The organism is Mycobacterium deserti, assembly GCF_025345615.1.
GTDB classification, from domain to species: domain Bacteria; phylum Actinomycetota; class Actinomycetes; order Mycobacteriales; family Mycobacteriaceae; genus Mycobacterium; species Mycobacterium deserti.
The window spans coordinates 24,501-37,211 of sequence record NZ_JAODWD010000005.1 but is presented as its reverse complement, the minus strand read 5'-3'; the positions used below and the strand labels follow the sequence as shown (position 1 = coordinate 37,211).

The following is a 12,711-nucleotide window of genomic DNA, read 5'->3' as shown; positions in this document are numbered from 1 at the left end:
ATGCCCTCATGGCCACATGGGGCCGCACGGCCGCCAACCGCACCGGCGCTGTCCGCGGCATGCGCCCAGGGGCGCTCATTGCGCCATTGGCTGTGCTCGCCGCCCTCGTCCTTGCCGCGTGCAGCACCACCGGCGCGACATGCGGTGAATCCGCATGCGCAGCACCGATGCGCGTCGCTTACCTCGACACCGTTGCCGCGCTGCCGGTGCTGGTCGCCCGACAGCGCGGGTACTTCGCTGAACACGACCTCGACGTCCAGTTGACCGGTGTGTCCAATCCGCCGACGGCGGTGCAGGCCCTTGGTCGCAGCTTCGACGTCGTTTCGGGAACGGTTACCGACGTCTCGCTGGCGGACGCCCACGGTCGCGATGTCCAGATTTTCGCTGGCGCATACGAGTTCAGCAGCGCCACACCACAATTCGATCTGATCGCGCACAGCGATGTCGGCTTCTACCGGGAACTTGGGGGGTTGAAGATCGGCGCTCCGTCGCTGTCGGGGGCCGTGTACTGGGCGCTGTTGAACAGCCTGGCGCAGGCGGGTCTCACCGCGCGCGATGTCACGATCGTGCAGGTCGCCTTCCCTTACGTCGCCGCGCAGCTTAACGCCGGAGTCGTCGATGCGGCGTTGAGCGTCGCGCCCTTCTCAGCCGGCATCCTGCAGAATCCCGAATATCGATCGCTGGGTGATCCGAACCTCGCCATCCGAGATCCCCTCCTCGTCGGCGTGTGGGCTGCCACGAGCGGGTGGCTGAGTGACAACCCCGGGAAAACCGCGGCTTTCGTCGCGGCGATCGAGCAGGCCCACGGCTGGATAGCCGCCAACGACACAGAGGCCCGGGACACTCTGGTGCGGGGCGCCGGGCTCCCAAGCGCGGCGGCCGGGGCCCTGCGGCTGCTCGGCTGGCGCACCAGGGTCGCACCCGCTGACTTGCAACCCTGGCTAGACCTGCTCGCCTACCTCGACGCCGCCCCCGACGGTCAGCTGCCCGAGGCCGACTCGATGGTGTTCCGGCCATGACAGAAGACACCACGGACGTGGCTGAGCAGAACGCCCGACAATCGGACCATGACCCGCCGATCTTCGAATTGCGCGGGGTGGGCGTCGATTTCGCCACCAAGACCGGGCTCCGTCCGGTTCTGCGCGATCTTTCGTTGAGTGTGGCGGCTGGTGAGTTCGTCAGCATCGTCGGGCGTTCCGGCACGGGCAAGACCACGTTGCTCCGGGTGCTCGGGGGGTTGCTTCGGCCCACGCGGGGCACGATCCTCCTCAACGGCCATGCGGTGACCGGCCCTCCGGCGGACGCGGTCGTCGTCTTCCAGGACTACGCGAACGCGCTGCTGCCCTGGCGCACCGTGCGTCGCAACGTGGCGCTCGGCCTGGAGGGCCGGATGGGTGCCCGACAACGCAACGAACGCGTCGACGAAGCCCTACGCATGGTTGGGTTGGAGGGCCGAGACCTCGATCGACCGCGACACCTGTCCGGCGGAATGCAGCAACGGGTTCAGATCGCCAGGGCGGTGGTGCGCCGGCCCAAGGTGCTACTGATGGATGAGCCGTTCGGCGCGCTGGATGCGATGACGAAGGCGAACTTGCAGGATTCACTCCTGAACCTGGCTCAGCAGACCGGTGCCACGATCCTCTTCATCACCCACGACATCGACGAGGCGATCTACCTCAGTGACCGTGTCGTGCTGCTGGGCGGGCAACAACCAAGCACGATTTCCGAGATCATCACCACCGGCCTGACCCGGCCGCGCCGACAACTGCAGACCCGGGAATCGCCTCGCTTCCTGGAGGCGCGTCATCAGCTGGCCCTGGCGCTCCACGGCGACGAAGACCGATGACCGGGCCGGGCATCCTTGAGGTCGAGCCTCGACGCCGGCGTCGACGGCCTGCCCGCGGAGCGTTCAACTGGCCCGGGTTGGCCGTCCTCGTCGCCCTCGTCGTCATCTGGCAGCTGCTGGCCGACCTAGGAGTCGTCCACAACGATTACCTACCCAGCCCCGTACAGATAGGGCACGGTTTGGTCGAACTCGCCGACCGCGGAGAACTGGCGTCCAGCGTTGCGCACACAGTCTCGGTGGTGGTCGGTGCGCTGCTGATCGCTGCGGTCGTGGGGATCGGCGCGGGTGTCGTCTCCGGCCTGTCTGCCCGGCTCTGGACTTGGTCGGGCGCGACGATCGATATCTTGCGCTCACTGCCCGCCATCGCACTGGTGCCCCTGGCGTTGATGATCTTCGGCCTCTCCGGCACCGCGGAGATGGTGGTGGCGGCGTTCGCCGCTACTTGGCCCATACTCCTCAACACGGCCGGCGGGGTCCGTCAGATACATCCGCTGCTTTACGACGTGGGCCGCACCCTGAGCTTGTCCCGATGGGCGGTGTTCGTCAAAATCGCCCTGCTGGGCGCCACCCCGGCGATTGTCGCGGGACTGCGAATAGGCATGACGGTAAGCCTCCTCGTGACCGTCACCACCGAAATGGTGGGCAATCCCGCAGGCATCGGCTACGGGCTGGTTCGCGCCCAGAACGCCATCCAGCCCGCGTGGATGTACGCCTACGTGGCGGTCGTACTGGTGATCGGGTTGATCCTCAACGCGATGCTGCTTTCCCTGTCCAGACCGATCCGGGCGCGGCCATGATTGCGCGGCCGCCGCTTCGGGGGCTCTCGGTAACGCTGCTGTTGCTCGCACTATGGGAGGTGCTCGGCGACGCGCGGTCGCCCTACTTGCCGCCGCCATCTACGTGGTGGACCGCGCTGCAGGTCATGCACGCCAAAGGTCTTCTCGTTCCTGCTGCTACGGCGACGCTTCAAGTAATGGCGATCTCGGTGATACTGGTGATCGCCGTGGGGACGACGCTCGGCGCGTTGCTCGGCACGTCGCCGCGATTGGAGCGCACGCTGTCTCCGACCATCGAGGTGTTTCGAACGATTCCGCCCCCGACGCTCGTGCCCCTGGCGGTGCTGCTGTTCGGCGCCACCACCGCGACCGCCATCCTGTTGACCACGGTGACGTCAATTTGGGCCGTGGTTTTCAACGCGGGCGCCGCCGCGCGCGCAATCCCACCATCTCGGTTCGACGCTGCGCGCAGCCTGGGCCTGTCGAAGGCGGCCACGGTCCGCAAGGTGGTTCTCCCCAGTCTGGTTCCCGGCGTTTCGCTCGGGTTGCGGGTCGCGGCACCGATCATCATGATCGTGGTGCTGTTGGTCGAGATGCTGAGCTCGCTACCCGGCATGGGCCGCCTGCTGATGGAGTCCCAACAGAACTTCGCGACCGCGCGGGTCTTCGGCGTACTGGCCCTCGTCGGGGCGCTGGGATATCTGCTCAACCTGCTCGTGGGCGCGCTGCAGGAATGTCTAGTCGGGACGTGGCAAGCCGCCGAGTAGACGTCGGGGTTCGGCAACCGGCGAACCAGGGCGGCGGCGAGTGTTGGGTTGTGTCACGCCACAAGGCGGTTTCGCGTGCAACAACCCAACGCTCGGCAGGATCTTCATCCTCCACCGCGGAGCGCAGCTCTCCTGGCCGCTGCTCAGGAGAGATTCTGCCGGGAAATTTCCCCGCCCCACCGAATGTGATCGACCGTACGGGCGGCCGCCTTTTCTCCGCTTCGTTCCGCGCACGCATCCCAGATGGCTTCGTGTTGCTCGTAGATCGTCGCCATCAGATGCTCCCCCTCGATGGCGGCCAGCACCATTTTGTGCACGACGGTGTCGCGGTGGGCCTGTTCGGCGAGGTTCCTGAGCTTGGTGTTGGGGCAGCGGACCAGCAACGCCATGTGGAACTCTGTGTCGAGTTGCAGGCGGCGTTCAAACTGGTTGGCTCCCACCCGCCGATGCTTTTCCATCAGCCGCCGCGCGGCGGCCAGATCCTCGTCGGTCAACAACGGCGCGGACGCTGCGATGCTAGGGCCCTCGAGGAGCTCGAGAACCTCCGATGCCTCGATCACATCGGCCAGCGTGGGCCGAAACACCCGCACCCCGCGGTGCTCGGAAGCTGATACCAGGCCTTGCCGACGGAGTTCGGCGAACGCCTCTCGAACCGGGGTGCTGCTGACCCCGAACTGCGCGGCGACATCGTTTTGCTGCAACCGCGCCCCAGTCGGGATCTCGCCTTTGAGGATCCGCCCCCGCAACGCTTCGGCGATCATTTTCGAGACGGTCCGCGGACCGGTACTGAGATCGGGTTCGCTCATGCTGTGCCGCCGGTCATCCTGTAACCCATGAGAAATCCATCCTAAGACTAAAGCCAACCTTCAAATGTATGCATACGCGATAGCGGCCGGCTGCGCTCGGCGTTCCGTATGTCGCCGTGTCGTCGGGGCGGCGCCAGACCGGGTATGCCGTCTGCGCGGCTCAGTCGGCGCCGGGAGGGCTGGGATCCCCGTATACCGCTACCACCACGGTCCGGTCCAGCATGTTCTCGGTCCACACCCCGATCAGGGAGTACGCGCAATCGGACATGACCGCGTAGTCGGCGGGGTCGTAATACCACTGGCGGATGATCTCGAGGTTGTTCATGGCCAGCGCGGGGTTGATCGCCACCGTCTCGCCTACTTCGCCATGAAATCCAGCGGCGGCCGCACGGTCCTGTGGCGTGGAGCCGTCCGATCCGATGTCGCCTTGGAGAACTCGGTTGTTCAGCACATCGCGGGTGTGCCACTGAGCGGCCAACTGTAGCTGCGGGCTGACCGTCAAGGGGTTGGTGCAGCCCGCCTGACGCTGGACGGTATAGACGTTGGAAACCACACTCCGATTGAGGCGATTGTTGTCGGCGTGCGCAAACGGCACCGCCCACATGGTGGTCGCTATGAGCAGACCAGCCGCGGATACTGTTACCGGCCAGCGCATTTCGGTCGTCATTGCCCTCTCCTCATCGCCCGATTGCCGGATACTGCGCAGTGCTTTGTCGTAGCTGCCAAATTCGCGCGGGGCAGAGCTCGTTGACGGCCTGCGTGATCAAGTAGGACGCGGAGTACTCGTCCGTGAACGCGAAGTCTGCCTTCACATCGGCCACGACGTCGGCGTAGGTGCGACCTCCAGTGACCTTGTCGCAGATGCCCTCTCCGTATCGCAATGCGTCGTCGGCGTCGGCGAAGTTGTAGCCCGGCCGAACAGTCACATTGACCAGGTACGCCGTGGCGTCGGCGCGAGCCGCTGCGGCGCCGAGCAGGCCGCCGGCGGCCGCCGCGGATGCCAGCGCGCCGGCGAGCACCCTCAGATGGGTTCGAACTGCGATACCAGCCATGTCCCATTCACCTTGTCCAGGGTCACCCGCGCGCTCGACGTGGTTTCCGTCGGTGGGTCGCTGCCGATGACGGTCGTCTGATTCACGAAGACCAGTACCACGGCGTGGCTTTCGGTTGCCGACACCGCACCGGCCGCCGGCACGGAGGCGACCGCGGCGATCTGCTTCTGCTTGGCGCCGGGAATCACGATCTCGTTGACCAGGCTGGTATAGGACTCGAGGAACTGTCCGGTCAGCCGGTTGTTGACGGATCCGAGGTCTTCGCCGACCGTGTCGGGCTGATAGGACAGCATCGCGATGGTGGTGTCCTTGGCGGCCTGCACGGATTGCGCTGCGGCGGACTGTGAATCACGAACGGACGTGTTCTGCCACTTGAGATAGCCGGCCGACGCCGTAAGCAGGAACGCCAACGTCGGCAGAACCGCGAACGCGATGGCTCGCCCCAGCCGATTCCGCCTGCTGCCTTGTTGTGCGTCGGCGTCCTCGCTGCTGTCGACCATGGCTGCCGTCCCTCTCTTTCGTTGCTTCGCCGACTCGGCCTCATTGCACGAACTGCACCTCGGATGCTTTGTCGCTGCCGCTGGTCTTGTCGACGACGATGCGCATCCGCCATGTGCGTGGTTCTTGTTCCAGCGCTTTCGGAGTCGAGGTCTTGACCGATAGCGTGACGATCACTTGTGCGCCCCCGGCGTCCGCGGACTCGATGGCCGCCTCGGTGACCGTGCCCTGCGTGGTGGATTGCGCCTGTTTGACCATTTCGATGAACGGCGGGGAACCGTCACGAAACTCGTCGTGAAACTTGCCTGTCGTCGAGTCCAGGATGCGCTGCACGTCGGAATCCACACGCGTGTGATCGATGGTCGTGAGGTTCAGCGCCGTCTGCCGCGCAACCTGAAGGAACGCCGCCCGCTGTTGCTCATCGCGCCGGTCCTGATATGCCCGGTTGCCCAGCCAACCCACAAGCGCGGCCAGCACGAGCACGACCACGGTTCCGGCTATCAACGGCGTCGGCGTGGCCGGCCTGAATACCCTTGGTTTAGTGCGTGATTCACCGCTTGTGCGCGACGGCGGTGCTACTGCTGATGTGTCGGCTTCGGAGCGGTCGGTGTCGACGGTCATACGCATCCCTTTCAGTGACCCCGGGATTCACGGAGCTGTCGGTGGCACCAGCATGCTTTGCCACGTCTGGCCAGACTGAGCGCTCTGGTCGAGATTGCCTTGGGTGTACACCTTCCCGTCCGGACCGATGTAGCGCCCGGTGGCGGGGTCGTATTCGGCGACGGCTATCGGCGGCGGGGCGGCGACGGCGTCTGCCCGCGGCGGCGAGTCAGGAGGCAATTGCGGGACATCCTGTCCGGAGAGCGTCGCGTTGGGATCGCCTTTCCAGTTGTAACCGTCGTTGAGCGGCACATAGTTCTCATCGCTTTCACAGATCTTTACCGTGGGCGCCCGCTTACCCGGTCGGGTCGTGCATGGAATGTTGCGTGCTCCACGGACATTGAGCAAGGAATCCTGGGGGATGCGACAGTAGAGGTCACCCGGTGCCCGTTCGGGTTGGTCCAAACTGCTGGCGGGCCGCATTTGTTGCGGTGGCAGATAACCAGTGTTGCAGGGTGACGGCAAGTTCATGTTCATATTGAAATTCAAACCAAATCCCTTATACGGTGAGGGATTGTCGCGGTCGGCCAGAACAGTCGCTTGTGTGTTGGCGACTGCCAGCGGAAGCAGCACCAGGAGCTGCTCGAGGCTGGCCTGGTAGGTGACCAGCACGGGGGCGATGCTGGTGAGGTTTGCGAGCAGCACGGGGAGGGTCGGACGGAATCGGTCGAGCAATAGCCGGCCTTCTTCGGCTGCCGCGGGACCGTCGCGAAGTATTCCGGCGACATCGTCGTCGTGCGTCTGTAGTTCAGCTGTGATGGCCGCGATGTGCGCCGCCCAGGCCCGTACTGAATCCGACGTTTCCGTCTGGGTGTCCAGCAGCGGAGCGGAGTTGTCGACCAGATTGGTCAAGTCGGCCAGATTCTTTCGGGCATCTATCGCGACGGCAGTCGATCCTTTGACGATCCGCGTGATCTCAGGTCCCAGCCCGCCGAAGGCGGTATAGGCCTCGTCGATGACAGTCTGCAGATTGTCGGACGGTATCGCTTGCAAACCACGGTTGGTCGCGTCCAGTAGCGAGTTGATATCTGGGGGAGCTGACGTCTGGTCGCGTCGGATCACATCACCATTCCTCAACGGTGGCGAGTTGTCATTGCGTGGCGACAGATCCATGTATTGCTCGCCGACGGCGGTTTGGCTGTGGACCTCGGCGTCGAGGTTCGAAGGAATCGCCACATTCGAGCGAAGCGACAGCACGGCCTCGACACCGTCGTCGGTGAGCCGGACGTCTCGGACCTGACCGACCTCTGTGCCGCGATAGGTGACATTGGCGCGTGGGTAAAGTCCTCCGGTAGAGGGCAATTCAACAGTTACCTCGTAGTGGCCCGCACCGAACAGCAGATGCGGCAACCGCATGTATCCCAGCGCCATGGCCAGGGCTGCGGCGATGCTGATCGCGGCGAAGACCGCCAACTGGATGCGGGTCCTTCTCCTGATATGCAGTGCTGGCATGTCATGGCCCCTGGTTGAAGTTGTAGGGGACCACCAATGGATTGCCCGCGGTGTAGGGGCTTGGTAGTTGCCCGATCGTGCGACCCCATTGCAGTTCCAGCTCGGTCAGATCGCCCTCGAAACGCGTGCCCGTGAACATCGCCGTGTCGATCCTGCTAAGTGTGAAGTCGAAGATCGTGATCACGTTCGCCAGATCACCCCTGAACCACTTCGGCAGGTTCTCCTTCACCCACGGGAAGGTGGAGAGCACACTCATCGATCGGGTCAGTGCGGAACCAGAGTCAGCCAGCGATTGCAGTACCGGACCCAGTTGATTGAATTCGTTGATCAGACTCTCCTTGGTCTGGTTCACCGAATCAGCTGCCAGTGCACTGAATTTGCCTAGGGTGTCAAAGGCGTCAACGAAGTTCTGGCGCTGATCGCTGAAAACTGCCAACGCTTCGGGAATGGTCTTCAGCGCCTTGTCGAGCACCGGCTTCTGGTGGGCAAGCTGGCTGAGCAATGCATTCGTGCTGTCAGTCGCCGCGATGATGTCGTCGATCTGATCGTTGAGGTAGGTCACGAATGTGTCGACCTGTTGAATGAGGCTGCGCAGCTCGCTTTCTCGACCGGCGAAGGCGGTGTTGAGCGCCTGGGTGATGTCTTGAATCTGACCAATTCCACCACCGTTGAACAGCATTGAAACAGCCGCCAGGGTTCGCTCCACGGTGGGATAGGCACCGCCCGATGACAGCGGGATCAGCGATCCGTTGCTCAGACTGCCCTGTGGGGGAGCATCTTTGGGTCCCGCCAGCTCGATATGCCGGGTCCCCAGCAGGCTGGTCTGGCCGACAGTGGCCGTTGCGTTGGCGGGCAGCCGGACGTCGCCATTGAGGGTCATGGTGACCAACGCGTGCCAGCCTTGTCGCTCGATGTCGGTGACGGTGCCGACCGTGACGTCACCGACCTGGACCCGCGAGTTGCGCTCGATGTTGTCTATGTCGGCGAGCTGGGCCTGAATGGTGAAGGAACCGTCTCCGCGCCCTTCTGTTCCCGGAAGGGGCAGCGAGTTGGCGCCGTGCCAGGCGCATCCGGCGGACACGACGACGACGGCGAGCGACATTGCCGCCATGGGGAATTTGTGGCGGACGATCATGATCCACCTCCGGGCGGCGTCATCATGCCGAGTAACCCGTCGGCGGGGTTGGTCTGCTGCGCTTCGGCGGGCAGGGGCATTGGCGGCGTCGCCTCGGCGGCAAGAGGTGCGTGCGCAGGTGGCAGCCCACCGGCGGGAGATTCACCCGCGCCCGGCGGTGTCGGCCTGTGATCGGGTCGCATCCAGTCCTCGCTGTAGGTCACCTCGTTGGGGCGTGCCATCGCGCCGACGAACGGGTTGACGCCGAGCGGGGGGAAGTTGTATTGCCGGTTCTTGACGATCGGAGCGAGGTACTGGACGCACAGCTTCGCTGACTGTTCGGCGTTCAGCCGCGATGCGGCCTGGATTGCCCCACAGACAAACGCGATCGGGTTGGCCGCCATGTTCATCACCATGGCCCCGGCGATTGCTCCCTTCGCCGGTTGGTAGAGGTTGACGAAGTTCTGAATGGAGTTGGGCGCAATGTGGAGAGTTTGTTCGAGGTCGTCGAGGCTGGCCACCACCGCGCTGCTGATCGACGCGAATTTGTCCGAGGTGGTCCCCAGTGCTTCTCGATTGTCCGCGACGAATTTCGCCACATCGTTGACTACCGCGTTGATGTCGCGCACCGCGTTGCCGACTTCACCGGGATCATTGGCCAACAGTCCCGTCGCGGAGGCGAGCCGCTGGTTCAACTGCCGCATGATGTCTGCGCTGCCTTGAAGCGCAGTGACGAGAATCGACAGGTTCTTCACGGTGCTGAAGACGTCGCTGCTGTGGTCGCCGATCGCCGAAAATGCCTGTGCCATAGCGGTGATCGTCTGCCGCATGTTGGCGCCCTGGCCGCGCAGGTTATCGGCCGCAGTGTTGATGAGGGCGCCGGCGGTGCTGACCCCACCGGGCTCTGTCGGTTGTAATGATTCGGTCAGCTTTTCGAGCTGTGTGCGCAGATCGTCGTACTCCATCGGCACCGCAGTACGGCCCTGCGGGATGACGGTCTGATCGGTCATCACAGGCCCCTGGGTGTAGGCCGGTGTCAGCTGAATCGCGCGGGCAGGTACCAACGACGGCGACAGGATGACCGCCTTCGCCTCGGCGGGCACCTTGTACTTGGCGTCATACCAGAAGCTGATCTTCACCCGCGTGCCTTGGGGTTCGATCTGGTCGATCTCCCCCACCCGGATGCCGAGTATGCGGACGTCGTCGCCGACGTAGATGCCTTTGCTGTTGTCAAAATATGCGATCACATGGGTGCGATTGAGCGGGCCGTCGGTCCCCAGGGCAATGAGCAGCCCTGCTACCAGCATCGCCACCAGCGTCGTGGCCAGTCCAACTCGCAAGCGTCGGGTCATGGTTCTGTCCCCTCGGGCGGTGTGGGCGTAGCAGGTGGCGAGTGAAACACCGGTGACGGCGCCGGCGTGGGTGGCGCCTGCAACTCCGGCGGTGAAGGGGCCGGCGGTCCAGGCGGCGGCCCACCCGGTGGCGGGGCAGGCAGCGGTTCGCGGTACGGATAGCACCCGGGGCCGGGCAGTGGAATGCCAGGTGGTCCGCACTGCCGGTCATTGGGGTTGCCGGTGATCGCGTCCGGCAGGGTCAGATTCGGCGTACCACCTTGTCCAGTACGTGGGTAGGGCACCGGCAGCGCCGGCGTTGCAGGCTGGCCGATCTGAGGATCGGTGCGCTCGGAGGGCAGCAACACATTGGGGTCGAGGCCGAGGTCGGAGAACGCGGCGTCGACGAAGGGCTGTAGCCATTGTCCCGGAGCGATGTTGGCGATGTAGGCCTTGAAGAACGGGCCGCCGGACACGGCTTCGCCGAGTGACATCAGGTAGGAGTTGATTTTGGTGATCGACTCTTGTACCTGCTGTTTGCGGTTGTCGACGGTGGTGAGGACCCCGTTCAGCTTGTCAAAGGCGGGATTCACAGTGTCGCGGTTGTCGTCAATGAACGCCTTGACTTGCTGCGCGAGCGCCGACACGTTGTTCGAGACTTCGTCGAGCGCCGCGCTCTGCTGGAGAAGCTGGGCCAATACTGCGTTGGCGTTGGCGATCAGCCCGGCGACCTGATCGCTGCGCTCGGCCAACACGGCAGTGGCTTTGTTCGCGTTGGCCAAGAGCGTGCGCAGATTCTCGTCGCGCCGGTTGAGGGTGTCGGAGAACCGAGTGACGCCTTCCAACGCAACCTTCAATGCGGGCGGTGTGTCCTTGAACGTCTCGGATAGCACCGACAGCGCTTGCGAGATCTCCTCCGTGTTCAGTCCGCTGATGGTCATCGTCAGATCACCCAGGGCGTCTGGTAACTGGTAGGCGGACTGTGTTCGATCGAGGGGGATCGGCCCCGTCAGGTGACCATCGCCGCGCGGCGTCAACTCCAAGACTTTGGCTCCGAGAACGGTTTTGGTCTTGATCGCGGCCTCGCTGCGATCGCCGAGCCCAACGTCCTGCTGGATGTTGAACGTGACCAGAACCTTCGGTCCATCCAGGCTGAGACTATCGACCTTGCCGACTTCGAGCCCCGAAACCTGCACTGGTGCACCGGGAATCAGGCCGCCTGCTTCAGCGAAGTATGCCGTGTATTCCGTGGTGTCGTCGACAAAGGGCAAGCGATCGTAGTTCAGCGAGATCACTGCGATACCCAGCGTCAACCCGAGCCCGATCGCTCCGATGGCGACAGGATTGCGCTCTGAGAAGGACCTCACTGCGGTGTGCACCGCCCGCTCGCCTGGCCTGCAACCTTGATGTACACCGGTTGCCCTCCTTTGCCGTTGACCTTGAAAAGCAGCTGGCACATGTAGAAGCCGAAGAAGTCGCCGTACATGGCCTGCCTGTTCAGGATTCGGTAGGCGTCGGGCAACGTGGCCAACAAGTTGTCGACGTACTCGTGATCGGCCACGACGATGCCCGCCGTGCGATCGGTCTCCTGGAATACCTTCTTCATCGGCGAACGACCCTGCACTAGCAGATCCGAGATCGAGGCGGCAGCCGCGTTACCGGAGTCCACCGCGTCGCGCAGGTCCTCTTGGCGATCGGCCATCGTCGCCATCAGCTGCACCAACGAGTCGACAGCCTTGGCAAATTCGGTGTTTTGATCTCCCAACGAACCCAGCACGCTGTTGAGGTTGGTGACGACTTGACCGACCAGTCGATCGCGGTCGGCGAGCATGGTCGTCAGGGCAGCTGTCTGTTCGAAGAAGGAATTGATCGTCTGGCCCTGACCTTGGAACGCGTCGATGAGTTGGCTCGACAGCGCGTTGACCTGATTGGGATCCAAGGCGCGAAACAGTGGCTTGAATCCACCGATAAGGGCGTCGAGATCCAGCGGCGGCGACGTGTTCGACAGTGGAATAGTGCCGCCCGGCTGGAGTCGACCACCCCTGCCAGCGCCTTCCTCGAGCGCCAGGTAACGCCCGCCTACCAGGTCGGCGTAGCGGATTACGGCCCTGCTCCCCTGCGTCAGCACCACGGATTCCTCGGTGGTGAACTGAACCGCAACGGTCGAATCCGGCGTTAAGGAAAGCTTCTTGACCTTGCCGACTTCGACGCCCGCGATACGAACGAGTTGGCCCTCCTCCAACCCGGATACGTTTGCGAACTCGGCGAAATACATCGACTCCCGAGCGAAACGCAGTTGTCCGAAGATCGCGACCATCAGCGCCAGGAACACCAAGGCGACCGACGTGAAGATACCCAGTCGCCACAGAACACCCGTCAGACCTGTTCTCATTGCCTACACCCGTTCAT

Annotated in this window: 14 protein-coding genes; 4 read left to right on the top strand and 10 right to left on the bottom strand. The window is 63.8% G+C overall.

What is annotated here, in order from left to right; genetic code table 11:
* Nucleotides 1-8 precede the first annotated feature (8 nt).
* Genes N4S67_RS20005 through N4S67_RS19990 form a run of 4 tightly spaced genes read left to right on the top strand, consistent with a single transcriptional unit; the run spans nt 9 to nt 3,389 of the window.
* On the top strand, nt 9-1,019 hold the full coding sequence (locus N4S67_RS20005; protein ID WP_260994775.1) for an ABC transporter substrate-binding protein: 1,011 nt from the start codon (nt 9-11) through the stop codon (nt 1,017-1,019).
* Nucleotides 1,016-1,846, top strand: coding sequence for an ABC transporter ATP-binding protein (locus N4S67_RS20000; protein ID WP_260994774.1), 831 nt, complete (start codon nt 1,016-1,018; stop codon nt 1,844-1,846). Before N4S67_RS20005 ends, N4S67_RS20000 begins: the two co-directional genes overlap by 4 nt.
* Nucleotides 1,843-2,643 (top strand): ABC transporter permease, encoded by an 801-nt coding sequence (locus N4S67_RS19995; RefSeq protein ID WP_260994773.1) that lies wholly within the window; start codon nt 1,843-1,845, stop codon nt 2,641-2,643. The genes N4S67_RS20000 and N4S67_RS19995 overlap by 4 nt, the downstream gene beginning before the upstream one ends.
* Nucleotides 2,640-3,389, top strand: coding sequence for an ABC transporter permease (locus N4S67_RS19990; RefSeq protein ID WP_260994772.1), 750 nt, complete (start codon nt 2,640-2,642; stop codon nt 3,387-3,389). The genes N4S67_RS19995 and N4S67_RS19990 overlap by 4 nt, the downstream gene beginning before the upstream one ends.
* Nucleotides 3,390-3,532: 143 nt before the next feature.
* Here N4S67_RS19990 and N4S67_RS19985 read toward each other — a convergent pair whose 3' ends face one another.
* From N4S67_RS19985 to N4S67_RS19940, 10 genes are all read right to left on the bottom strand, one after another.
* Nucleotides 3,533-4,150 carry a GntR family transcriptional regulator gene (locus tag N4S67_RS19985; protein ID WP_260994771.1) on the bottom strand — a complete coding sequence of 206 codons (618 nt, stop codon included), beginning with the start codon at nt 4,148-4,150 and terminating at the stop codon, nt 3,533-3,535.
* A gap of 205 nt (nt 4,151-4,355) precedes the next feature.
* Nucleotides 4,356-4,862 carry a CAP domain-containing protein gene (locus N4S67_RS19980; RefSeq protein ID WP_390893456.1) on the bottom strand — a complete coding sequence of 169 codons (507 nt, stop codon included), beginning with the start codon at nt 4,860-4,862 and terminating at the stop codon, nt 4,356-4,358.
* A 10-nt stretch (nt 4,863-4,872) separates the two neighbouring features.
* Nucleotides 4,873-5,247 (bottom strand): DUF732 domain-containing protein, encoded by a 375-nt coding sequence (locus N4S67_RS19975; protein ID WP_260994770.1) that lies wholly within the window; start codon nt 5,245-5,247, stop codon nt 4,873-4,875.
* A complete protein-coding gene (locus N4S67_RS19970) occupies nt 5,217-5,747 on the bottom strand; it encodes a hypothetical protein (RefSeq protein WP_260994769.1) in 531 nt (176 codons plus the stop codon). Before N4S67_RS19970 ends, N4S67_RS19975 begins: the two co-directional genes overlap by 31 nt.
* A 40-nt stretch (nt 5,748-5,787) precedes the next feature.
* Nucleotides 5,788-6,366, bottom strand: coding sequence for a mammalian cell entry protein (locus N4S67_RS19965; RefSeq protein ID WP_260994768.1), 579 nt, complete (start codon nt 6,364-6,366; stop codon nt 5,788-5,790).
* Between the two features lie 27 nt (nt 6,367-6,393).
* Nucleotides 6,394-7,848 (bottom strand): MCE family protein, encoded by a 1,455-nt coding sequence (locus N4S67_RS19960; RefSeq protein ID WP_260995265.1) that lies wholly within the window; start codon nt 7,846-7,848, stop codon nt 6,394-6,396.
* Nucleotides 7,849-7,858: 10 nt separating this feature from the next.
* Nucleotides 7,859-8,992 (bottom strand): MCE family protein, encoded by a 1,134-nt coding sequence (locus N4S67_RS19955; protein WP_260994767.1) that lies wholly within the window; start codon nt 8,990-8,992, stop codon nt 7,859-7,861.
* On the bottom strand, nt 8,989-10,323 hold the full coding sequence (locus tag N4S67_RS19950) for an MCE family protein (RefSeq protein ID WP_260994766.1): 1,335 nt from the start codon (nt 10,321-10,323) through the stop codon (nt 8,989-8,991). Before N4S67_RS19950 ends, N4S67_RS19955 begins: the two co-directional genes overlap by 4 nt.
* Nucleotides 10,320-11,669, bottom strand: a complete 1,350-nt coding sequence (locus tag N4S67_RS19945; protein WP_260994765.1) for an MCE family protein — start codon at nt 11,667-11,669, stop codon at nt 10,320-10,322. The genes N4S67_RS19950 and N4S67_RS19945 overlap by 4 nt, the downstream gene beginning before the upstream one ends.
* Nucleotides 11,666-12,694, bottom strand: coding sequence for an MCE family protein (locus N4S67_RS19940; protein WP_260994764.1), 1,029 nt, complete (start codon nt 12,692-12,694; stop codon nt 11,666-11,668). Before N4S67_RS19940 ends, N4S67_RS19945 begins: the two co-directional genes overlap by 4 nt.
* Nucleotides 12,695-12,711: the final 17 nt, after the last annotated feature.